Here is a 23,320-nt window from a genome sequence, read left to right as displayed (position 1 = left end):
TTCGGCAAGCTCAGGGTAAGACCTGTCGAAGGGTCACGGCGAAGCCTTTGGGACGAGCAACAAGCTAGGTAAAGCTTCTGAGGAATCTCCCGGTTTTAGCTCTTAGCGCAACCGGGAGAGGTTTCAACCAATCTAGATAAATTCCTGAACTCCTGTATTCTGCTTGTTCATAGTAATAACTGCATTATGATCACGTTGAAGCAATACCCTTGAATAAACCCTCGTTTCTCAGGATGCCATTGCGGCTCGTCCTCGTGGTGCCATTTGTCCTACAAATCTTTGCCGCCGTGGGGTTGACGGGATGGTTATCCTTACGCAACGGGCAACAAGCTGTTAACGATATAGCCAGTCAGTTACGCAGTGAAATCGCTGCCCGTATTCAGCAAAAACTCAATAGTTACCTGGACATTCCTTACGCTCTGAACCAACTCAATACCAATGAAGTTTTGATCGAGCGGCTTACTTGGGGAAACTTACAGCTTTGGGAGCGCCATTTCTGGCATCAAATGCAGGTGTTTCCGATTAGCGCTACTGCCATCGGCACGGAAGACGGCAAATACGTTGAGGTGGTGCGCGATGAAGAGGGTAAATTTCAAATCTATAAGTCTGTTGACTATATCAATCGCGTTTATTCAACGGATACTCAAGGCGATCGCACTGAGTTGTTGAAACCGCCTCACTATTACGATCACCGAACTCGACCGTGGTATAAAGATGCAGTAGCGGCTGGGCAACCGACTTGGAGTGACGTTTATCGTTATGCTCAAACGGATACCTTAGCTATTGCGGCAATTGCTCCCCTCTACCGAGAGAATGACCAATTGATGGGAGTAACGAGTACGGTGCTGTCACTGGCAGCAGTTGGCGACTTCTTGCGGAGTTTGACAGTAGGCAAGTTCGGGCAGACGTTTATTGTAGAACGCAGCGGGATGCTGATTGCCACCTCCACCAGTAAAACGCCGTTTTCTGGTGACAAGAGTCGCAAAACCGAACGATTTAAGGCAGCAGATAGCCCCAATTCCCTTACCCGTGCTACGACTGAGTTTTTGTTGGGTGAATTTGGCTCTCTCGATAACGTAAACAGCACTCAGCAGCTAAACTTCAACATAAACGAGCAGCGCCAGTTCTTGCAAGTGATGCCGTTTAAAGATGGTAAAGGGTTGGATTGGCTAATTGTCGTGGTGGTTCCAGAAGCTGAATTTATGGAGCGCATCAACGCCAACACCCACAACACCATCTGGCTTTGTTTGGGGGCATTAGTTCTGGCTACACTGCTGGGAATTTTTACCTCTCGCTGGATCAGCCAGCCAATTCTCAGGCTGAGTGCAGCATCTGAGTCTATTGCGGATGGGGAATTAGATCAAAAAGTAGACGTGAAGGGAATCGATGAATTAGAGAGTTTAGCGGCGTCATTCAATCAAATGGCACAGCAGTTGCGAGAATCGTTTTCGAGTTTGGAGACAACAAATGCTGATTTAGAACGGCGAGTTGAGCAACGCACGGCTGAACTCAAAGCTGCCAAGGAATTAGCAGATAGTGCCAACAAAGCCAAAAGTGAATTTTTGGCGAATATGAGCCACGAATTGCGAACTCCCCTGAACGGTATTTTGGGATACGCCCAAATCCTCCAGCACTCAAAAAGCATGATCACATCTGAACTTCACGGTATCGGTATCATTCACCAGTGTGGTTCCCATCTGCTGACTCTAATTAACGATATTCTCGACTTGTCTAAAATTGAAGCTCGGAAAATGGAACTGCATCCCCATGATTTTCATTTTCCGTCGTTTCTGCAAGGTGTGGTAGAAATATGCCATATTCGAGCCAAATCTAAAGGGATTTCATTTGTTTACCAATTCACATCCCAGTTACCGATTGGCATTCATGCTGACGAAAAACGGCTGCGACAAGTCTTGATTAACTTACTCGGTAATGCCATTAAGTTTACTGAGACGGGGGGGGTAACATTTAAAGTCGGGTATGTAGAGGATGGAGGAGGTAGAGAAAAAACCTTTTCTTCATTTCCCGTTCACCTGCTTCGGTTTCAAGTCGAAGATACGGGTGTTGGCATGACTTCAGAGCAGTTGGAGACGATTTTTCTGCCCTTCGAGCAGGTTGGCAGTAGCCAGCGTCAGGCGGAAGGAACTGGACTGGGTTTAGCGATTAGCTCAAAGATTGTACAACTGATGGGCAGTAGGATTCAAGTCCAAAGTAAGTTGGGACAAGGCAGCATTTTTTGGATAGATTTGGAGTTGCCAGAAGCCACAGAATGGGTGCCAGAAGTTACAGTCGCGCCAAAAAAGCGGATTGTCGGCTATCAAGGCAGGCAACAGAAAATCTTGATTGTGGATGATCGGTGGGAAAATCGTTCTGTTATCGTTAATATGCTGGAACCATTTGGGTTTGAAGTGGTAGAGGCGACTAACGGTAAGGACGGGTTGGAGCAAGCAATCGCAACTCAACCTGATTTAATTATCACAGACTTGGCGATGCCGGAGATAGATGGTTTTGAAATGATGCGGCACCTCCGGCAGTCAGAATTCTTGGCAGATGTGTTAATCGTAGTATCATCAGCCAGTGTTTTCGATATCGATCGACACAAGAGCTTGGCGGCTGGTGGAAATGATTTTCTCCCGAAGCCAATACAGGCTGATGAGTTACTCCGAGTGTTACAACTGCATTTGAGATTGCAATGGATTTACGACGATTCTTCAGGAGTTGGGATTGAGCAATCGGCAATCAGCACGACGGACAACTTACAATTGGGGACTGACAGAGCATCTGAGTGGGTGATTCCTCCCGAAGAAGAATTAACTCTTCTGTGGGATTTAGCAATGAAGGGTCGCGTTAAAACTCTTTTAGAGCAAATCGAGAGGCTTGAAACCTTAAGCGATCGCTTTGTTCCTTTTGCCCAAGAATTGCATCAACTAGCTGAAACCTTTCAGCTCAAAAAAATCCGCGATATCATCGAAGAATGTCGTCAGATTAATTAGTTTTAAGAGTTAAATAGCCATTAACTAAATCTTGTTACACTCCATTTTTTTAGACAATCAAAGTAAATAACTGTAGTTCCATTGAAGAATAAGTATACGATACAGATCGGCGTCCTTGTTAATAGCTGCTTTTTTATGAATACAATAGAGATGGCAGAGAAGATAAAGGCAACGAAAAAAATTATCCTTCTTCACTTCCACTTAAAGTTCGCTAGCTAGAAACGAAAAAGGGACAGGCAACATGGAAATACTCAAAGACAAAGATGTGATTTTAATCGTTGATGACAGTCCGAATAATTTAGATGTTTTATCAGAAACGTTGGCTAATGCTGGATTGGAAATCGCAGTAGCCCTTGATGGCGAAACAGCAATTGAGCAAATTGAATACGAACCACCAACATTGATATTGTTGGATGTGATGATGCCTGGAATTGACGGCTTTGAAACCTGCCGTCGATTGAAAGCGAATCCATCTAGCCAAAATATTCCTATAATTTTTATGACTGCTCTTACTGAAACAGACGATAAAATTAAAGGTCTAAATTTGGGTGCTGTTGATTACATTGTCAAGCCATTCCAGCAAGAAGAAGTGTTAGCTAGAGTGAGGGTACATTTGCAATTACGCTCCTTAGCTAAAACCCTGGAAGAGAAAAATGCACGACTGCTTGAGGAAATCGAACAGCGCACTGCTGCCGAAGCAGCATTGCAGAAGCTAACCCAAGAATTAGAGCAACGGGTGGAAGAGCGGACTGCTAAATTGGCTCAGGCTTTGCAAAATTGGCAACAAGCGCAAACGGTTCTGATTCAAAACGAGAAAATGTACAACCTGGGACAGATGATTGCGGGGGTTGCTCACGAAATTAACAATCCAGTCAGTTCCATTCACGGCAATCTTACTTGTGCTGACGAATATATTAAAGACTTATTACAGCTACTAAACCTCTACGCTAAACATTATCCTAATCCACTTAGCGAAGTTCAAAATAAAGCCAATGAAATTGACATAGATTTCTTGGTAAAAGACTTGCCAAAATTGCTGAATTCTATGCAACTAGGAACAGATCGCATTTGTCAAATTATCAGTAGCTTGCGTGATTTTTCTCGCATCGATCCTGGGCAAATGATGACTGTCGATCTTCATCAATGCCTTGATAGTACCTTAATTTTGTTACAGTATCGACTCCAGCAAATCGGGAAATATCGAGGAATTCAGGTCATTAAAGAGTATGGCAGCTTACCTCCTGTAGAGTGCTATCCTGGACTGCTTAATCAAGTCTTAATGAATATCCTTACTAATGCGGTTGATGCGTTGGAGGAGTTAGAATTTAAAAATCAAGCTTCAATAGGAGGTAACGGTATTTATTCCACTAAAAATCCTCCGACAATCTGGATTCGTACAGAGGTACATGACAGTGAGCAGGTAGCGATTTACATAAGAGATAACGGATCAGGCATCGTGGAGAAAGTACACTGTCACTTGTTTGAACCCTTTTTCACAACGAAAGCTTTTGGCAAAGGTACAGGTTTAGGGTTGTCAATTAGCTACGAAATTATCGTGGAAAAGCACGGTGGCAAGTTAAGCTGTATTTCAGCCCCTGGACAGGGGGCAGAGTTTATCATCGAGATTCCAATTCGGTGAGATTTCCGATAACGCTAACCTCCAGTTAGAGCAGCTTGCCGCCTCTGATGGTTTAACTGGAGTAGTTAAGGCAATTCGACGGGAGGTGAAGGCTTTAGAAAGTCCCCATGCAAAATCCTTTTTATTACTGAAGTTTACCGTTTTTTCTCTACTCCTAAACCATTAATTCTAATCATACAACCTACCTTTAACCTTTTATTAAATAGGAATTAATCTAGTAAACTTATTAAGTTTTGTAGATCTTTGGGTCTTCAATCATTTTGAAAACTACAGATTAATTGAAATTTGGTAAGTTTATAGAAAGTTGAAACGTACTCATTCTTATTTTTATGGTTTTTCTAGAAAAGTCCAGGAAAGAAGTATCGCTGCCTTCCCAGACTGAAAGCCGCAATCTTACGTTAGAGTCAACACTGCGGGAACTGCCACTCTACGATTTTCAAATTGAATCGTCTCGACTGGGCAAGGAAGTCACTCATGCCTTTCAGCTAAATCCCCTTTTACCAGGAGTCATTCTCACTCAGCAGGGAAAATTTGGGGGCATGATTTCACGGCGGCGGTTTTCAGAACAACTCAGCCGCCCTTACGGACTAGAACTGTTTTTACAGCGTCCTCTTGACTCCTTGTATCGCTTTGTAGGTACAGAGGTTTTAAGACTCCCAGGAGACATCAAAATAGTAGAAGCTGCTCGCCGTTCCCTACAACGTCCGCCAGAACTGCTCTATGAACCGATTGTCGTCGAGTTGGAGGCGGAAAACTACCGATTGGTAGGTGTACATCAGTTACTCGTGGCTCAGTCCCAGATTCACGAATTGACAACCCAGCTTTTACACGAGCAAACCCAAGCTCGGATGATTCAAACGGAAAAAATGGCAAGTTTGGGACAAATGGTAGCCGGAGTTGCCCATGAAATTAAAAATCCTGTTGGTTGCATTACGTGTAATTTTGAATTCCTGGCTAATTACTGCCAAAAACTAATAAAAATTTTGTCAACATATGAATCAGAAATACCTATAAAACCTAACCCTATCGCTGAGTTAAAAGAAGAATTTGAGCTGGATTTTATTTTAGAAGATTTGCCCAAAATTCTTAAAAGTATGGAAACCGGATCTGAGCGATTAACTAAAATTGTCAATAGCCTGCGTAATTTTTCCCACTTAGATGAATCGAAACGTCAACCCACTGACATCCACGAGTGTATCGAAAGTACCCTAATCATTTTAAATAATCGCCTTAAAGCTGGCATTAAACTTATTAAAAATTATGGAGATTTGCCTCTAATTAATTGCTCATCCGGTCAGCTCAGTCAGGTATTTATGAACATCATCAGCAATGCCATTGATGCCCTAACTGAAAAGCAACAAGTTGAGAAATTGCAGTCATGGCAACCCCAGATTGAGATTAGTACTGACTGTTTAGAACAGTTAGATACAGAGTGGGTATTAATCCGAATTGCCGATAACGGTTCTGGGATACCCCCCGAAATTCAAAAGCGAATTTTTGAAACTTTTTTTACCACTAAGCCAGTGGGTAAAGGCACAGGTTTGGGTTTAGCGATTAGTTATCAAATTGTTACGCAAAAGCATGGAGGACAATTGCTAATGCAATCTCAACTAGGAGTGGGTACGGAGTTTAAAATTTTGTTGCCTTTGGTTGAGTAGATTTCTGGGACGTGAAGGAGCGATCATACTAGTAATTGTTAAGTCTAATGCCAATTAGAACTCCTTTTAACTCTCATTCAGTTCCAGTAAACCAGCAGGTGGTGTAATCTCAATCCGTCCCTTTTGCAGATCGACAACTGGCACAATTTCTTTCACAAACGGAATTAGAATCGTTGCTGGCTTCGATATTTCACGTTTGGGTTTACGGATTTTACTCCTTCGGTTGGGAGGAGGCGCTTCCGGTTTAGGCGGCGCTGGTTCGGGTTGTCGGTGCAATTTTATCTCCAAAAGGTCATTACCAGCAGGAATCACATTAAGAACAACACCAACTGGTTCACCCGTCAGTTGGTTAAAAACTTCCAAATTAAGCAAATCTAGGACATGATATTCATTTTCTTCTAATTGGGGGCGATCGCTAGCTGTCACGAACAGTTTGGCATCCCGCAGCGCTTCGGCTTGGTCCCGGTTTTCTACTTCTGCAAGTTGTACGATATAGATGCCTTTGTTTGAGATATAACGCCCACTCAGCAGTTGGATAGGTTGCGGTGCATTATCGCCCGGTTTCTGCAACCATCGCTGTCCCGGCTTCTCGAAGCGTTCGGGAAACTCAGAATCGGGATAGACGCGCAACTCTCCTTTAAGTCCTTGAGGAGCAACAATGGTGCCGATTTCTAGCCAGTCGTCATGGGTCATTTTGTTACAGAATTTGATAGTGTTCCAGAGAATACAGCGATCGCCTTTTGAGTATAATCCCCCAAAGGCAGCTCCGCTCAAGCCGACTGCATCTGACTCCTCACCTCATAAGTTTGCCAACTGATTCCTGAAAGTTGGACTCTCTCTACGGGGGGTGTCAGCGTGGCTGTCATGGCAATTGTAGGGAGTTGTATGGGATACTGAAACACTAACAAATGGTAGACCCTAGGGAAATCTCTACAACATATAAGATGTCCGGCAACTTGCTGGCTTTAGCCATCCACGTCAAAATGAAGAAGAGTAAAAATGCTTATCATTTCGACAGACTCTCCAAACCATGGCGCTGGAACAGGCATACCACCAATACTTTGACTACGACTTAACAATCGTCGGCGGCGGCATCGTCGGCGCAACCTTCGCCTGTGCTTTAAAAAATTCTGGGCTGAGGATAATCCTCATTGAAGCACAACCCCAATCGGTAGCCGTAGCAAGGCGGCAAGCCTATGCCCTCTCACTCCTTTCAGGACGGATTTTTCAGGGTATTGGTGTCTGGGATAAAATTCACCCTCAGATTGCAACCTATCAACAAATTCGCCTCTCCGATGGCGATTATCCCAAATTCGTGCAGTTCCACCCCAGTGATTTAGGCACGGATGAACTGGGTTATGTAGGCGAACACCGTCCTCTGCTAACCTCACTCTATGAGTTTCTGGCAGACTGTCCCAATGTAAGCTGGCTGTGTCCGGCTGAGGTGGTGAAGGTAGACTATCAGCAATCTGAGGCAACGATCACCGTAAAGGTAGAAGGAGAAACTCGTCAGTTGCGATCGCGTTTAATCATAGCCGCAGATGGTTCGCGATCGCGCATTCGCACAGCCGCAGGTATCGGTACTAAGGGCTGGAAATACTGGCAATCCTGCGTTACTGCCCGGATTAAAACCGAAAAGTCCCATAACCATACCGCATTTGAACGCTTTTGGCACAGCGGTCCCATGGGAGTACTGCCCCTTTCAGAAAATCGCTGTCAGGTGGTATGGACTGCACCCCATGCAGAAGCGCAAGCGTTAAAAGAGTTAGATGAAAAGGAATTTTTGAATTTACTCGAACATCGCACAGGCGGACTTTTGGGGCATTTGGAACTGGATAGCCAGCGTATTGTGTTTCCTGTACAGTTAATGCAGAGCGATCGCTACACTCAGCACCGTCTTGCCCTAATTGGTGATGCGGCACACTGTTGTCACCCGGTGGGGGGGCAAGGGCTAAATATGGGCATTCGGGATGCTGCTGCCCTTGCCCAAGTGCTGCAAGATGCCCACCAACGAGGTGAGGATATTGGGGACGAACGAGTACTCAAACGTTACGAACGCTGGCGCAAAAGAGAAAATCTCGTAATTTTAGGGTTTACCGATTTTCTAGATCGGATGTTTTCTAACAACTGGTTGCCAGTAGTTACCCTGCGCCGATTTGGGTTATGGATGTTGCAGGGGGTGCGCCCTATTAAGGTGTATGCTCTGCAATTGATGACAGGTCTAAAGGGACGCGCTCCTCAGTTGGCGCAACGTTAGCTTGATGGTTCGCGGTTAACCATGTCCAATAAGCCGTTCCGGAATACTTGAAAACTCTTTGAACGATTGCGTAGTGGTTCCATGTGTGTTGATATTTCCCGCGCAGCATTGATTTTCTCTAAACCCCCAGGAAAATAGCCTTGTCGCTGTAGCACTCGTTCCAAGGCTTCCCAGGTTCCACCAGCAATTTGATCGGGGTTACGGTATGGCGCTTGCTGACCAAGATTAAGAGAAACCTTGGGATAAGCGGCAACAATTGCATCAACGTCACCAAAAAACCAAGCCTCTAGCTCTTCAATCGTCAGTCGATTTAAGACTTGGAACGGACTATTAATTTGAGCGACTGATTTGGTAATTAAACCAGCCTCAGACGCCATCTTCTCCAATTTACTTTTGAGTTCTTTGCAATCTTCCCGATCCTGGTCAATTAAAACAACGATGTGCCAATCATCCGGCAACCAAGCTTGATAACCTTTCAGACGATTCGGTAGTTTTTCAAGCAAATTGTGCTTACCCTGATAGGCATGAATGTCAAATGTAATAGTTGTCCCTAAAATTTTAGGTAGAAAGTTCTGCAAAGCCTCTTGTGCGGATAGCTCTTCTACATGAAACTCGATATGCACGGACAATTATGCCTCTTTTGGTGATTTCCTGGGGTTTGCCATGACCTTTCGCCCCCCGGAGTTGAGCAGTGGGTCGCCAACTTCAAAAAAGCTTTCCATCCATAAGTCACCCAGTTGTGCACCATGTTCCATAAACTGAGGTATACCTCGCATATCAGCCGTTCGTTGAGCTTGGGTGTAGCCCTGTTCATCTCGATAAAGTACCCACAGTTCTTCCGGTTTGAGTCCATTGACAAAAAAAGGAGAATGGGTTGTTACCATCAACTGGGTACGAGCTGAAGCCGAGCGACATTCTTCTGCAAGTTCGGGCAACAAACGCGGGTGCAAATGATTTTCTGGCTCTTCTATGCCAACCAGTTGTGGCGGATCTGGGTCATACAAAACTGTCAGGTACGCCAGCATTTTGAGAGTGCCGTCAGATGCAAATTTTGCTAAAATCGGGTGAGCAAACGGAGCATCTTTGACTTGCAATAAGAGACGTCCATCTGGCATCATTTCAGTCTCTACTTTCTCCAACCGAGGTATCCGCTGAGATAGAGTGTTAAGAATTTGCCCTAGTCGGTCTGGATGTTGTTCTTTGAGATATTGAATCACATTAGGTAAGTTATCGCCAATGGCTGATAACCGTTCTTGGGGTCCGGCTTCAGGAACACTGCGAGTATTGTCAGCACTTAGGTAAGATAAGTACCAGCCAGCGATGAAACGGCGAAGGGCGCTGACACGCGGGTGCTTGGCAAACTGACCTAACGTATTTACGGCTAGCATTTCAGGCGAATCTAGCTGTTCAGAAATTCGCTCATCCTCTTCATCGGGCATCTCTCCACTGACAACCTGCCCTGCACCCTCTTTAAAATTTAAAAATCTAAAGGGTTGCCCCCTCTGTCCCCGTCGCCACTGTAGCCACTCCTCAGCTACATACGGTCCTTTGGGTGTTTCATCAATCGCTAAATGATAGGTGATAATTGGTGCGCTAGGTTGTTCTCGATACTTTAACTCAATTACAATCGGTCCATCTGAGCCACGGCTACGCAACTCCTTAAACCTGTTGCGCTTATCCCAAGCTTTTCGTAATCCTACAGAAAAACATTCCGAAAGGAAGGCAAAGACATCAAAGATAGTAGATTTGCCGCTGCCATTGGAACCCAGGAACACCGTCAAAGGCGTAATATTTTTTAACTCCAGATCCTGCAAAGCCCGGTAATTTTTCACACGTAGATATTCAATGCGTGGAACAATGTGTCTGGAGTGGTCTTCTCGAACCATAGGTGAACCTCAATAAACTTCTATAGCGTTTCTTGAACTGGTGAGGTACAAAATCTTGGATTTCAGGGAGTAGGGAGTGGGGAATAGAAAGTGGATGTTACGGCGTGTGCATCCCGTTAAGGTGTATGCTCTGCAATTGATGACAGGTCTAAAGGAACGCGCTCCTCAGTTGGCTCAACATTGACAACACCATTAAGTGCGAATATCCACTTGTGCTTTTTGGTCTACCAAGGGCAGAATCCAATACATGCCCGGTCCTTTAACGTCTCTGAACCGACCTAACCGAAAAATAACACCCCGCTCGTATTCCCGGTCAATTTTGAGTCCGGTAAATCCTGTAAGCAGAACGAGTCCGAAAAGAGTACCTAAAATGGTTTCCATATCGAGCTGTGCTGAATCGGGATAACTTCATTGTAGAAAACCCGTGTTGCTAGATTGGTAATAGTGCAGGCTGGGTGTAGGAGAGCAGGGGGGCAGAAGAATTCAAAGTAAGGAGACAAGAGTCTACCTGCATCAGTATTTTTAAAGAAAACCATTTTTCTCCCCCAGCTCCGCCGCTGCCTCGATCCCCCAAACCTTAAGGGGTCGGGAACACTCAACTGTAATACAGAATTAGACTTCTGTATTACGTGTCTATACTTAAAGAATTAGTTGGAGCCTAGATCCGGTGACAGCGTTTTTTCAGTAACTCTTAGCCATGAAGCCCCGGCATGAATACTCCTAAAATTTCTATGCAATTCACTGAGCAACCTGCCAAGGTAGAGCCTGCTCTTCGTCTATTTGCGACACTATCCCTTGACCTATTCTGCATTTGGGGAAATGACGGCTATCTTCAGCCACTGAACTCGGCTTGGGAAACTGTTCTGGGATGGAGTGAGTCGGAATTGCGATCGCAACCTGGACTTGAATGGATTCATACCGATGACATGGACGCTACTCGCCGTGCAGTGCAGCAGTGTACCCAAGCAGCAATTATCGAGTATGAAAGTCGCTTTCGCCACAAAGATGGCAGTTATCGTTGGTTGTCTTGGAGACTCTTACGAAATGAAATAGGAGTTTTGCATGCTGTTGCCAAAGACGTAACTGCCGTCAAGCAATCGGAAACCTTACTGCAAGAACGTGTCGCCTTACTAGGCGAGAGCGAAAGGCGGTTCCGCGCCGTTTTTAATCAAACCTTCCAATTATCTAGCCTTCTGACACTAGAGGGTCAGGTTTTAGAAGATAATCAGACAGCAATGGAGTTTTGCCAGCTTGAGCGATCGCAAGTTATTGGTCGTCCGTTTTGGGAATTGCCCTGTTGGACGATTTCCCCAGAAACTCAAAACCGCCTGAAAAAAGCGATCGCACAAGCCGCAGCCGGTAATACTGTCCGTTACGAAACCGACGTTTTAACCCCTGCCAATACTGTTATAACCATTGACTTTTCCCTCAAACCGCTTCGAGATGAAACTGGAGAAATAGAACTGCTGCTTGCAGAAGGTCGCGATCTCACCGAACGTAAGCTGGTAGAACAGAAACTGCAACACGCGGTTGATGAGTTAAGGGAATGGAAAAATCGCTACGACGCGGCTGGTCAAATCAACGGGTTGCTGCTGTATGAATGGAATCAAGAGACGGGTGAGTTAATTTGGGGTCCAAATAGCGAGCAAGTTTTGGGATACTCCCAATCGGAATTAAACGGTGGTATTACCCAGTGGTGGGACTTCATTCATCCGGAGGACCGCGAAAACACCCAGCAAGAACTCGACCGAATTGAAGTAACCAAAGAGCCATTGCATCTGAAGTATCGACTCCAGAGAAAGGATGGAACATTCATTACGGTAGAAGATAAGGGACAGCCTTACCCCAATCGAGACGGTTTTCTAACTCGCATGGTCGGGTTTATGGTAGATATCAGCGAGTACCAAAGCGCATTGTGCGATCGCACACAAGCAGAAGCCGCACTGCAACAAGCGCTAGTCGAGCTAGAAACGAGAGTTTACCAGCGCACCCAAGAACTTCAGCAGGCAAACGAACAACTTCGAGCTGAAATAGCAGAACACCAGCAGACAGAAGCCGCACTGCGCAACAGCGAAGAACAATTCCGCCGCGTGTTTGACGAAGCCCCCATCGGCATGACCCTAGCAGGCTTGAATGACCGCTATATGCGGGTTAATCGAGCCTTCCATACCATGCTGGGATATACCCAATCTGAAGTTATGGCACTGACCTTTAGGGATATCACCCATCCCGACGAGTTGGCGCTAGAAATTCCCTACATGGAACGGGTGATTAGTGGGGAAATAGATAGCTTCCAGCTCGAAAAACGCTATATAAAAAAGAATAGGGAGATTCTTTGGGTCAATTTAACCTTAATTCCCCTGCGCGGTCAAGCCGGAGAAGTTCTGTACACCTTAGCGATGATTGAGGATATTACCGAACGCAAGCGAGCACTGGAAGCGTTGTGCCACAGTGAGGCACGCTATCGAGCCATTATTGAAGACCAAACTGAACTGATTTGTCGGTTTAAGCCAAATGGTACGCTAACCTTTGTCAACGATGCCTATTGCCGCTACTTCAATAAGCAGCGCTCTGAGCTAATCGGGCATGGCTTTATGCTGGTGATTCCGGAAGAAGACCAAGAAATTGTCAGTCAGAGTATTAGTTTTTTATCCGTTGAGCAACCGATTGTTACTTATGAACACCGCATCATCCTCCCCGATGGAGAAATTCGTTGGCAGCAATGGACGGATCGAGCGATGTTTAATGAAGTCGATCATATTATTGAGTTGCAGGCGGTAGGGCGAGACATCACACCCCTCAAGCAAGCAGAAGCAGAAATTCGCAAGGCATTGGAACGGGAGCGAGAACTCAGCGAACTCCGTTCCAGCTTCGTGTCCTTGGTATCCCACGAGTTCCGAACGCCGCTGACAACAATTCTCTCGTCGTCGGAACTCCTCGAACGCTACAATCACAGATTTTCTGAGGAGAAAAAGCAGACTCACCACCAGCGCATTCAAATAGCTGTTACGCGCATGACACAGCTATTAGATGACGTACTCACCATCGGTAAAGCCGAAGCCGGAAAACTGCAATTCAATCCAGCACCGATGGATTTGGTTGCCTTTTGCCAAGAAATTATCGAAAGTATGCAAATAGGAGCCAGCCAAGAGCATCGGTTCAACTTTACTATCTGTGGGGACTGCACCGATGCCCAAATGGATGAACATCTGTTGAGACACGTCTTGACAAATTTGCTTTCTAATGCAGTTAAGTATTCTCCTCAGGGGGGTGAGGTGAAATTTGACCTGATGTGCGATCGCGAATCCATGGTTTTCCGCATCCAAGATAGTGGAATTGGCATTCCCCCAGAAGACTTGGATCACCTCTTTAATTCCTTCCAGCGAGCTAGAAATGTCGGTTCCATTCAGGGAACGGGCTTGGGGTTAGCAATTGTCAAGAAATGTGTGGACTTGCATGGCGGACAGATTACTGTTGAGAGCGAAATGGCAGTGGGTACAACATTTACGGTGACGCTGCCGTTGCATCAGGCAGATTTGTAACGGCTCTACTGGGGCAAAAATTGTTTTAAAATTTCCCTAGGTTTACGATCCCATCGGTCGAGGTGATCGTAAATTAAACCCTCTTCCGTTAGCTTATAAGTTGAATCACCGTTGAAAAATAGCTGGGCTTTCCAGGGAACGCGCAAGGTGCCGCGTACTGTCCAATATGCCTTAATGGTATCTGGATCGGGTTGATTGACTTCATGTAGGTCAAAATAGATTTCTGTAAAAAATAATCGTGCGTGAAACCGCAATGTCCAAAAGATAATTCGATAGTTAAATTTTCCTTTAAAGCGATTGACAGGGTCTTGAAAATAAATGTCTTTGGTATAGATATCATAGGAAATATCGTTCTCAAACAGGGTGGGTAGGTCATTTTTTAGCGTCTCTATTACCCTTTCTATCTGAGATTTGGGGTTCTTTTGACTCAATTTTTCTGAATTCGTCACGGTGATCTTTCCTTCTCTTCGTTGCGCCCAGTCCCAAACGTTTCCGATTTCAACTGCCTTTGTTACCCCATACCTCCACCCTCTGACAACGATATTTTTACGGGTATTGGCATACACCCGTCTCGGCTGTGGTGGATAGTCGATTTTAAACGATTTACACTGTTCAGTAGGGTTTGTTGTGAGATATTCCTCAAGAACCCATTTTATCAATCGGTGTCGAATTAACACAACGAACAAAAATCATCAAGTCTAAGTCAGAGTAGAACAACGAGACTCCCAAGGGGGATTGTTCACAAAAAAATTTATGATGAGTACACATTCTATAAAAGATTTTTTTTCGGGACATTTTATGTCTCACGGGCATTGTTACCTTTGGAAGCCACAGTTAGTGTGGTTGCATGCTGGGTCAGATTTCCTGATTGCTTTATCCTATTATTCCATTCCCCTGCTGCTGATCTATTTTGTGCGCAAGCGTCGAGATATACCGTTTCAAGGAATTTTCCTACTATTTAGCGCCTTTATTTTGTCCTGCGGCACCGGTCATTTATTGGAAATCTGGACGCTTTGGCATCCTGCTTACTGGCTATCGGGTTTGATGAAAGCCGTTACCGGCATCGTCTCGTTATATACGGCTTCAGAAATGGTATCACTGATACCTAAGGCACTGGCACTGCCCAGTTCCGCACAGCTAGAAGCGGCGAATCTAGCCTTGGCAAAGGAAGTTATTGAACACAAACGCACGGTGGAAGCGTTAGAGAAATCGCAAAAAAGACTATCCCTACTCGTGCAGCAAACGCCACTAGCTCTCATTGAATGGAACCTAGATGGTAAAGTTAGCGAGTGGAACCCGGCTGCTGAGAGAATTTTTGGATGGGACAAGGGCGAAGCGTTCAGACGTGATGCCACTCAACTCATGCTGCCTGACTGTTCCCCAGCAGAATTTAACGAATTATGGCAAAACCTTTTAGCCTGTTCGGATGGTAGCTGCGTCACCAACAAACACCACACCCCCGATGGCAGAAATATAGTTTGCGCATGGCACAACTTACCCCTCATTGAGCCAAACGGTAGCGCCATTGGTGTTGCCTCTCTCGTTGAAGATATCACCCAGCGCAAGCAAACAGAGGATGCTCTACACAGAGCGAATGAGGAGTTGGAGCAACGAGTTTCTGAACGGACACAACGCTTACAAGCTGAAATTGACGAGCGTCATTTGATAGAAAATCAGCTTAGAGAAAAAGCAACTCAACTGGAGACGACACTCAAAAAGCTTAAACAAACTCAAGCTCAATTGGTGCAGAGTGAAAAAATGTCGAGCTTAGGTTCAATGGTGGCTGGCATTGCCCACGAGATTAACAACCCCGTTAGTTTCGTGTACGGCAATCTTGCCCCCGCGAAAGAATACATCCAAGACTTATTGGGGTTAATTCAACGTTATCAGCAGCACTATCCCCATCCAGAACCCGCCATTCAGGAGTATGTTGAGGAGATTGAATTAGACTTTCTTGTAGAAGATTTACCCGAACTGCTGGAGTCGATGAAAGTGGGAGCCGAGCGAATTTGCGGTATTGTTACGTCTCTGCGAACGTTTTCACGGTTAGATCAAGCAGAAATGAAGCGTGTTGATATCCACGAAGGTCTTGACAGCACGCTCATGATTTTACAACATCGACTCAAACCCAAACCGGGACACCCAGAACTTGAGGTGGTCAAGCAGTATGGTATCATGCCCTCTGTAGAGTGCTACCCCGGTCAGCTAAACCAAGTGTTTATGAATATCCTGACCAATGCCATTGATGCCCTCGAGTCAAAGCAGGTGAGCGGCGAATCGGCAGAACGGGAGGTATTACGGGAGAATTTTTCACCTCGTATCTTGATTATTACTGAGCTGGCAGCCCCTTCGCAATCCCCTCACTCAAAAAGTGCGGTTATTCGGATTATTGATAATGGGCTAGGCATGACTGAGACGGTACAATCTCGGCTATTTGACCCCTTCTTCACAACCAAACCCATAGGTCAGGGGACAGGTTTAGGATTATCGATCAGTTACCAGATTATCGTAGCCGAACATGGCGGGCAACTAGGATGCGTGTCAGAACCTGGAAAGGGAACGGAATTTATTATTCAGATTCCGATTTTACACGATGAGCGCCAGCTTCCGGGTCAGGGAAAAGAACTGTAACAAAATACTTGAACATATATAAATATTCTTTCCAGATTGGGTAACTATCGCTCTTTTGTCACTCTCGCCAGAGCAAACCCTGAAAGCCTTGCACCAATAGAGTTTCAGCATAGGGGCTTAAGACATAGGTTTCTATCACGCAAGCGATCGCTCTACTGTCCATGGGGTTTGACTTTCATCAGTTGGCTATGATTTTACTTTTCCCAGAGTGACAGAAGAGCGATATATGGTTCGGAGTTGGTTGTAATTGACCGATGGTTTCCGAGTTCTAAGACTTGCTCAGAGTGTGAAACCATAAAAGAAACACTCCCCCTATCTGAACACGTTCAGTGCCATTCTCTTTAAACCAGTAAAAATCAGTACTATTCGGCTAAAGCCCAAAGCTTGGAATGGGCTGACACCTTCAAAATGCGACTGTCTAACTTGCGGACAACATCACCCACCTGGATTAATGGTGTCTCTCCCATCAAATAAATTACAGCCGTGAAAGCAGCTACCTCACCCCGCCGGAATGTTGCCATGTCAAGCTGCATGGGTTGTCCCTGCATATCAATGCCTAAGGTAAACCCTGTTGATGTATCGGCTAAATTATTCAGTTCGGGGAGAAATTTATACTCTAAAACTTTAACCCCTCCGGCTACTTGCAAGCTTTTTTTGAGTTGGTCAATCAGCAACTGCTGAGACGCGGGTTGCTGTAACTGCTGTAAACTAGCATCAAAGCTCGCTTGTTCGGGTTCGTTGGGTAGCGGACTGGTGAACCCCAGAATGACTTGGAAGCTTTCAGGATTGACGAAAGCAAATATATCCTCTGGATTGAGGTTAGCTTGGCGGAACTGCTGGCTAAACAGAGCAAACTGAGAAGCAATAGAGGCAGTGAGTTCGGGGGGGAGTTTCTGAAATCCAGGGGGTAAATCTTCTTCAGTCAACTTAAACGTTGAGGAAGCTGTCTCTTGAGCAACCCCTTGGGGAACAGGGAGTAAGTTAGGGGAGCCTTGAGCTGTAGGCATTGCGGTAACGATGGGAGTACCGCGCAACAGGATGCCGCTCAACAGGCATAGGCTCAAGGAAATTCTCTTTGCCATACTTTAATACTGCAACTCTTGAAATTTGTGGTTAACTCTAAGGTAGATTAAATAGCTACGACTGCGCGGCATCACGCACCACTTCAGCAGGTAACGACAGCACCTGGGCGATTTGTTCTACACTCAACCCCATTGCCAACAGCTTGGGAGTTGACCGTCGCTTTCGGCGTAGATGACTTGGGAAGTGGAGGAGAGAGTCATGGTTTAAAGCGAGGTTTAGGCGCATTTCCTATCCTGTTTCCAGGGGGTGGAAACCCCTCTATTTTACCCGCTTTTGATGGATTTATTTACAAAGTGCGATCGCCTTCGCCATTTCAATAAATTCCAGGATATCTTGAGTTCCCTGATGGAACGTGAGAGCCTAAATAAAGTCTAAAGTGTGTAGCTGAGTGATGGTAGTGAGATTGCAGAAAGTGCCAGCGATTAAAACAGCGTTAACAAAGCCCTATGTGATAGCCAGTATCACATTTTTTTTGTTAGCCCTTATTTTGACGCTTCATCGACACTATACGTTTTACTCATCTTACGACCAAGGCATTTTCAATCAAGTTTTCTGGAATAGCCTTCATGGTCGATTTTTCGAGAGTTCCCTATCGTCCCAACTGTCTACGAATGTCGTCCACCAGGGCGAAATTCCAGACGTTTCTTACCACCGCTTGGGACAACATTTTACCCCAGCTTTGTTACTTTGGCTGCCCCTATACGCCTTATTTCCCTTTCCAGCAACTTTAACAGTTTTGCAGGTAAGCTTAGTCACGGCTGCGGGTTTGGTACTTTATATCTTGGCACGAGAGTATCTGCAACCTCCCTTAGCAACCCTGATTACTATCAGCTTTTATTGTGCTAATGCCATTGTTGGTCCTACCTTATCTAACTTTCACGATATTTGTCAGATTCCTCTATTCATGTTCGGACTACTGCTAGCCATGGAAAAACGCTGGTGGTGGTTGTTTTGGGTGTTAGTAGTTTTGATTTTGGCAGTTCGGGAAGATGCGGGTGTGGGGTTATTTGGAGTAGGAATTTACCTAATTCTCAGCCAGCGCTATCCTCGTGTGGGTCTAGCAGTTTGTACTCTGAGCTTTGGGTATATGATTCTGCTCACTAACCTAATCATGCCCCTATTTTCTGAGGATATTTCCCAGCGATTCATGATAGAACGGTTTGGTCAGTATGCTGATGGGGAAGAGGCTTCTACCCTGGAGATTATCTGGGGAATGATTAGTAATCCGTGGCGGTTGTTGGTAGAACTTGTGACACCGTTTGGTCGCACTTTAAATTATTTATTGGGTCAATGGTTGCCGTTGGCGTTTGTGCCAGCGCTATCACCAGCAGCTTGGGCAATTGCCGGATTTCCTTTACTTAAACTATTTTTAGGTCAGGGACAATCAGTTTTGGCGATTAATATTCGCTATGCCATGACGGTAGTACCAGGACTATTTTATGGGGCAATTCTTTGGTGGTCGCAGCATCCTGGATTTTTTAAGAAGTCTTTGTTTCGACGCTTTTGGAGTTTCTGTATTGGTTTAACGTTATTCTTCTCATTCACCTCCAGTAATTCGGCGTTAAATCGACCCTTTTATTTTCTTTTACCTGATTCCTTTGACCCATGGGTGCATATTTCATTACCGCAACAGTGGCACCACGTTGCTCAGATGCGTCCCTTACTCGCTCAAATCCCACCGGATGCGAGTGTTGCGGCGACTACTTACATCATCCCGCATTTGTCTGGTCGTCGAGAAATTATTCGCTTGCCTGCCTTAGAGTTGCGCAATGATAACCGAGAGGTAGTGAAGGTTGACTATGGCGTTGCCGACCTTTGGCAGTTACAGCAGTATCAGGTAGCGTTTGATGAGGAACGGGGACTCCTACAGAACATGGTTACTCTGATCGATAAAGTGACGGATCAGGGAGAGTATGGCATTCTTCGTTTCCAAGATGGCGTTATTTTACTGCAAAAAGGTGGGGTATCTAATCGGGAAGCAACAGACGCATGGTTGGCTTTCCGGCAGAAATTGAGCTAATTCATACAACCGTTGACTTAGAGGTGTAAAGAGGATGTTAGCCAGATTGTTGATAGGGCAGAAAGTAGGGGGAGTGAAAGTCGTCCTTACTTTGGCGATCGCTTAAATTAAGTTAACAATTAACCCTAGGTTAGGAGACAAATGAGAAAAGCTATTTTTGTCTCCTATTACTCCGTTTTAAAAATGAAATTCGTGTAAACTTTCCCCCTATATAGACAAGAAATCTGAAGGGGAAACTTCAAATGAACATCACAGAGCAAGTAACAACTGCTGAAGATCTCATCAAACAAGCAGGCGCTAAAGCAGAAGATGGTGACTGGGTGGGAGCCATTCACAGTTACAACCAGGCACTTTTACTCGATCCCAACAATCCTAGAGCTTACGGCGGGCGCGGGCTGGTTCGGGCTAATTTGGGAGACAAACACAGTGCAATTGAAGATTGTCGCAACGCGGCAAAGTTTTTCTTAGCTCAAGGAAAAATAGCCAACTACGAGATGGTGCTGGACTATATCAGGAGAATTGAGCATAAGTAAATCAGCGCATCTAGCACAGTCAGCCAAGACTTGAGACAGTACTGTACCGAAGGCGATGCATTTTAGGACTTTTCACTCAAAAATGTCCGACTATTTTTGTAGGACAGGCATCCTGTCTGCCCTACATTGGAGTCTCTTTTGGGATTAGGTCTAAGTTTACTGCAACTTCAGACGCTGAAAACCCCTGGAATTTATCCGGGGGATGAAAAAGAGTTAGCAATCCACTCTTGTCCCGCTTGTTCTGCTGCCTCAGCACTCTCCAAATGAGCCTGCTCTTGTAGCATCTCACCCGCAGAACTAACCACGCGAAACAACCAACCTTGGTCGTCGGTGTAGAGTACTATCAGCAGATTTTTGTGAATGTGGGTAATCAGGTGGATTTTGTCTGTCACAGCGATCGCTCTACGGCTAGTAGGATCATAACTAAAGCCAAATAATAATAGCGATCGCTTTCCAGTCTCACGATTAAACCTCTCCACTCATCTCCAGCAAAACCTTCAAAACACCCTTGGTTTTCGCCCGTTCAATTGCTGCCAGTCCCTCAGCGAGGGGATAATGAGCATGGATCAGCGGTTCTACATCCACCTGTCCTGATGCCAATAGTTGGAGTGCTGGGGCAAAAGAACCGCAACGCGACCCAATTAGGGTAATTTCGTCTACCACTAAAGAAGATGCATCGAAGGTTAATTGATCGGCATAGGTGCTTTTAAGAACTAATGTACCCCGTGGACGCAAAGCGCGGCGGGCGAGTTCAAATCCAGCCGGATTGCCTGTACACTCTACAGATAGGTCGAAGGCTCGTTCTTGAATTGCATCAGCTAGACCTGTTTTAATCCCTCGTGCTGATAAGTTTGCCAACTTGTGCTGATGACGCCCGACAACGAGGAGATCACATCCGGTGAGGGCGAGGGTTTGCGCTACCAGTTGCCCTAGCTTACCATCCCCAACCACTAACACTCGTTCAGCAGCACTAACCGTGACTTGTTGTTGAATTTCCAAGGCGGCGGCGACGGGTTCTGTAAAAGTAGCGATATCGGTGGGAAGAGTATCGGGTACTCGATGCAAGTTCTTTACAGGTAAGGAAAGATAGTCGGCAAAAGCACCATTACGGTTCACGATACCCAGTACCGTGCGGTTTTCGCAGTGCGTGGGTTGTCCGCTACGACAAAATCGGCATTCTCGACAGGTGGCGTTAATCTCACCTACTACCCGTTGTCCTTGTAATTGCTCTGAACCCTGTTCAACAATACCGACAAATTCGTGACCTAAAATGCCAGTGTAGGGATAATAGCCTCGAATTAATTCTAAATCGGTGTTGCAGATACCTGCCCGCAGGACACGCACCAATGCTTCTCCCGGTAGGGGTTCGGGGATGGGAACCTGGCGTAGTTGCAGTTGGTTGTTTTCTAGCCAAAGCGCTTGCATGGGTATTGATTTTGCAGGAGGGCAGTTTGAGTAGTATTTTATCCCATGTCGGGTTTTCATCGCGCTGGCTTCTTAACTTTAGTTAAAACTCCTAGAAATAGTCCATCGAAACACTGCGACAACTTTACCGTAACTTCATAAAACATCCTGAGTTGCTCACTCGCCAGAACCAAAGAAATACTTGAATTGATAAGTGTTTTAGTTCATTTATTTCTGAATTTTTTTCAAGTCATAATGTAATGTTTTCGTGAAATCAAAGCCTAACTCTCGACAAAAAAATCGGGGGGGTATAAAAGATATAGGTTTGTTACTCAACCAATTGCCAAACATTTACCAGGAATTATAACCATGAAAAATCTACTGACGAAAGTTGCTGTTGCTACTGCTGCTGGTGCTGTACTTAGCTTGACTTGTGGAGGAATACCCCAGGCTAATGCCTTAGATTTCTCTTTCTCATTCTCCAATGAAGTAGGCTCTGAGAATGGCACTGTCAGTGGAATACTCTTTGGATTAGATCCAACTCCCAACGTCAATACATCAGCCACCTCACTTCAAATTCTCAATGCACCTGGTGCATTAAGCGTCTTAAACAACACAACGTTAACGTCCTTCGCAGTTAATGATTTCCGTCATGATGGAAGTCAATTAACTTTTACCGATTTAGTTGCCACATTTATTGCTGACTCTACTCAATACGGACTGCGTTTTCGTACAGGTGACAATAATTTTTCGGATGAGTTTTTATGTCGAACTGACTCTGGGTTCCCATTTCAAGGATCTGCTTGTCTTACTCCCTCAGTAATAGATACTCGGATAGATAGTCAGCAATCTTTCACCAGCTCAGTAATTTCTTCCCCTACCTCTGTTCCTGAACCCGCTTCCGTGGTAGGCTTCTTGGCATTAGCGGCTTTGGGTGCAACTTCAAAGTTGAAGGGCAAAAAGAAACAAAAAGCTGAGTAAACCACGTAAACTATAGCTACCAAAGTAAGAAATAGGGACAAGGGAGTGTTGACTTTATCGCTTGCTCTCCCCTCCCGTCAAAATAGCAACCAAAATCCTCATCAACTCCTCCAAGTCCGCTGGCACCCGATATAAATTCAAATCTTGAATAATTTGCTGACGCTCACGATGCCGCCTATTCTGAGTACCTCTGCGTTCCCCTCTGCTTCCCTCTGCGTTAAAAAAATAATCAACCCTTAGCCAAACACCGATAAAGCTTATACTTATACTCCCCCGCCCACGACCCATACTGCTTATCCCGCCCACAACCCTGAGACTCCAAATCGACTTCAGCCCGAAAATCCACCAACCATAAGTCTAAAGGTCGTGGCAATTCTGCTAACGTTTCTTGAAATACCTCAACAGCATCATGATAACTTCTCGTTTCCGAATCTCGATGAGCTAGGAAAAATTGAGCAGAAGCAGTTGGATCATCTTCAGCAGACAACCGTTTGAATTCCCACGCTAACCCCATTATCCGTCCCGTTTGCCCGTGGTGCTTGTGAGTTGTCACTATCAAAATTGGAGCTTGAGAGGCTTCTCTAATAACAGGCGCAAGCAAATCAGGACGGTGATTTTGTAAATAACCTAAATTCCAGATAACAGTTAGTCCTCCTACTAACCCCATTAGCCCAGCGATCGCCACAATTACTT

General features: G+C 45.3%; 17 protein-coding genes and 3 pseudogenes. 11 read left to right on the top strand and 9 right to left on the bottom strand.

Annotated elements, in window-relative coordinates:
* The first annotated feature begins 209 nt into the window (after window positions 1-209).
* The 3 genes from IQ257_RS22500 to IQ257_RS22490 all read left to right on the top strand — a co-directional run bounded on the left by IQ257_RS22500 (window position 210) and on the right by IQ257_RS22490 (window position 6,290).
* Window positions 210-2,993 carry a hybrid sensor histidine kinase/response regulator gene (locus IQ257_RS22500; RefSeq protein WP_322744439.1) on the top strand — a complete coding sequence of 928 codons (2,784 nt, stop codon included), beginning with the start codon at window positions 210-212 and terminating at the stop codon, window positions 2,991-2,993.
* Window positions 2,994-3,234: 241 nt separating this feature from the next.
* Window positions 3,235-4,632, top strand: a complete 1,398-nt coding sequence (locus IQ257_RS22495; RefSeq protein WP_193877303.1) for a response regulator — start codon at window positions 3,235-3,237, stop codon at window positions 4,630-4,632.
* A gap of 329 nt (window positions 4,633-4,961) precedes the next feature.
* Complete coding sequence (locus tag IQ257_RS22490) at window positions 4,962-6,290, top strand: sensor histidine kinase (protein WP_193877301.1); 1,329 nt, start codon at window positions 4,962-4,964, stop codon at window positions 6,288-6,290.
* A 66-nt stretch (window positions 6,291-6,356) separates the two neighbouring features.
* On the opposite strand, the gene rimM is transcribed toward IQ257_RS22490, so the two are convergent.
* Complete coding sequence (gene rimM, locus IQ257_RS22485) at window positions 6,357-6,983, bottom strand: ribosome maturation factor RimM (RefSeq protein ID WP_193877299.1); 627 nt, start codon at window positions 6,981-6,983, stop codon at window positions 6,357-6,359.
* A gap of 337 nt (window positions 6,984-7,320) precedes the next feature.
* Between rimM and IQ257_RS22480 the strand changes: the two genes are divergently transcribed.
* A complete protein-coding gene (locus IQ257_RS22480) occupies window positions 7,321-8,547 on the top strand; it encodes an FAD-dependent hydroxylase (protein WP_193877297.1) in 1,227 nt (408 codons plus the stop codon).
* Here IQ257_RS22480 and IQ257_RS22475 read toward each other — a convergent pair.
* The 3 genes and pseudogenes from IQ257_RS22475 to IQ257_RS22465 all read right to left on the bottom strand — a co-directional run.
* On the bottom strand, window positions 8,544-9,170 hold the full coding sequence (locus tag IQ257_RS22475) for a DUF4276 family protein (protein WP_193877311.1): 627 nt from the start codon (window positions 9,168-9,170) through the stop codon (window positions 8,544-8,546). The genes IQ257_RS22480 and IQ257_RS22475 overlap by 4 nt on opposite strands.
* Window positions 9,171-9,176: 6 nt before the next feature.
* The gene (locus IQ257_RS22470; RefSeq protein ID WP_193877295.1) at window positions 9,177-10,433 is read right to left on the bottom strand and encodes an AAA family ATPase; all 1,257 of its coding nucleotides are present in this window, start codon (window positions 10,431-10,433) and stop codon (window positions 9,177-9,179) included.
* Between the two features lie 195 nt (window positions 10,434-10,628).
* Window positions 10,629-10,814: pseudogene (locus tag IQ257_RS22465) on the bottom strand (SPFH domain-containing protein); the annotation flags it as partial.
* A gap of 350 nt (window positions 10,815-11,164) precedes the next feature.
* Here IQ257_RS22465 and IQ257_RS22460 point away from each other — a divergent pair.
* Window positions 11,165-13,975, top strand: a complete 2,811-nt coding sequence (locus tag IQ257_RS22460) for a PAS domain S-box protein (RefSeq protein ID WP_228060928.1) — start codon at window positions 11,165-11,167, stop codon at window positions 13,973-13,975.
* A gap of 5 nt (window positions 13,976-13,980) precedes the next feature.
* Here the strand turns inward: IQ257_RS22460 and IQ257_RS31655 are convergent, their stop codons facing one another.
* Window positions 13,981-14,406, bottom strand: coding sequence for a DUF2358 domain-containing protein (locus IQ257_RS31655; protein WP_193877309.1), 426 nt, complete (start codon window positions 14,404-14,406; stop codon window positions 13,981-13,983).
* Window positions 14,407-14,728: 322 nt separating this feature from the next.
* Here IQ257_RS31655 and IQ257_RS22450 point away from each other — a divergent pair, with 322 nt between their 5' ends.
* Both IQ257_RS22450 and IQ257_RS31650 read left to right on the top strand, forming a co-directional pair.
* Window positions 14,729-16,606, top strand: coding sequence for a PAS domain-containing sensor histidine kinase (locus IQ257_RS22450; RefSeq protein ID WP_193933231.1), 1,878 nt, complete (start codon window positions 14,729-14,731; stop codon window positions 16,604-16,606).
* A 222-nt stretch (window positions 16,607-16,828) separates the two neighbouring features.
* Window positions 16,829-16,951: pseudogene (locus IQ257_RS31650) on the top strand (zinc ribbon domain-containing protein); the annotation flags it as partial.
* A 17-nt stretch (window positions 16,952-16,968) separates the two neighbouring features.
* On the opposite strand, the gene IQ257_RS22445 reads toward IQ257_RS31650, so the two are convergent.
* Entirely contained in the window at window positions 16,969-17,688 is a 720-nt protein-coding gene (locus IQ257_RS22445; protein ID WP_193877289.1) for a hypothetical protein, read from the bottom strand.
* A 132-nt stretch (window positions 17,689-17,820) separates the two neighbouring features.
* Here IQ257_RS22445 and IQ257_RS22440 point away from each other — a divergent pair, with 132 nt between their 5' ends.
* From IQ257_RS22440 to IQ257_RS22430, 3 genes are all read left to right on the top strand, one after another.
* Entirely contained in the window at window positions 17,821-18,009 is a 189-nt protein-coding gene (locus IQ257_RS22440; RefSeq protein ID WP_193877287.1) for a hypothetical protein, read from the top strand.
* Window positions 18,010-18,080: 71 nt separating this feature from the next.
* Window positions 18,081-19,709 carry a DUF2079 domain-containing protein gene (locus tag IQ257_RS22435; protein WP_193877285.1) on the top strand — a complete coding sequence of 543 codons (1,629 nt, stop codon included), beginning with the start codon at window positions 18,081-18,083 and terminating at the stop codon, window positions 19,707-19,709.
* 242 nt (window positions 19,710-19,951) lie between these two features.
* Window positions 19,952-20,242 carry a tetratricopeptide repeat protein gene (locus tag IQ257_RS22430; RefSeq protein WP_193877283.1) on the top strand — a complete coding sequence of 97 codons (291 nt, stop codon included), beginning with the start codon at window positions 19,952-19,954 and terminating at the stop codon, window positions 20,240-20,242.
* A 191-nt stretch (window positions 20,243-20,433) separates the two neighbouring features.
* Here IQ257_RS22430 and IQ257_RS22425 read toward each other — a convergent pair whose 3' ends face one another.
* Window positions 20,434-20,721 carry a hypothetical protein gene (locus IQ257_RS22425; RefSeq protein WP_228060927.1) on the bottom strand — a complete coding sequence of 96 codons (288 nt, stop codon included), beginning with the start codon at window positions 20,719-20,721 and terminating at the stop codon, window positions 20,434-20,436.
* Complete coding sequence (locus tag IQ257_RS22420; RefSeq protein WP_193877305.1) at window positions 20,708-21,667, bottom strand: MDR/zinc-dependent alcohol dehydrogenase-like family protein; 960 nt, start codon at window positions 21,665-21,667, stop codon at window positions 20,708-20,710. Before IQ257_RS22420 ends, IQ257_RS22425 begins: the two co-directional genes overlap by 14 nt.
* Window positions 21,668-22,015: 348 nt before the next feature.
* Here IQ257_RS22420 and IQ257_RS22415 point away from each other — a divergent pair, with 348 nt between their 5' ends.
* Window positions 22,016-22,627 (top strand): PEP-CTERM sorting domain-containing protein, encoded by a 612-nt coding sequence (locus IQ257_RS22415; protein ID WP_193877281.1) that lies wholly within the window; start codon window positions 22,016-22,018, stop codon window positions 22,625-22,627.
* A 229-nt stretch (window positions 22,628-22,856) separates the two neighbouring features.
* On the opposite strand, the pseudogene IQ257_RS22410 reads toward IQ257_RS22415, so the two are convergent.
* A pseudogene (locus IQ257_RS22410) lies at window positions 22,857-23,320 on the bottom strand (hypothetical protein); the annotation flags it as partial.

It is taken from the genome of Coleofasciculus sp. LEGE 07092 (assembly GCF_015207375.1).
Taxonomy (GTDB): Bacteria; Cyanobacteriota; Cyanobacteriia; order Cyanobacteriales; family Coleofasciculaceae; genus LEGE-07092.
Note: the sequence above shows the minus strand (reverse complement) of the source record. Positions and strands in the feature narration are given on the sequence as shown.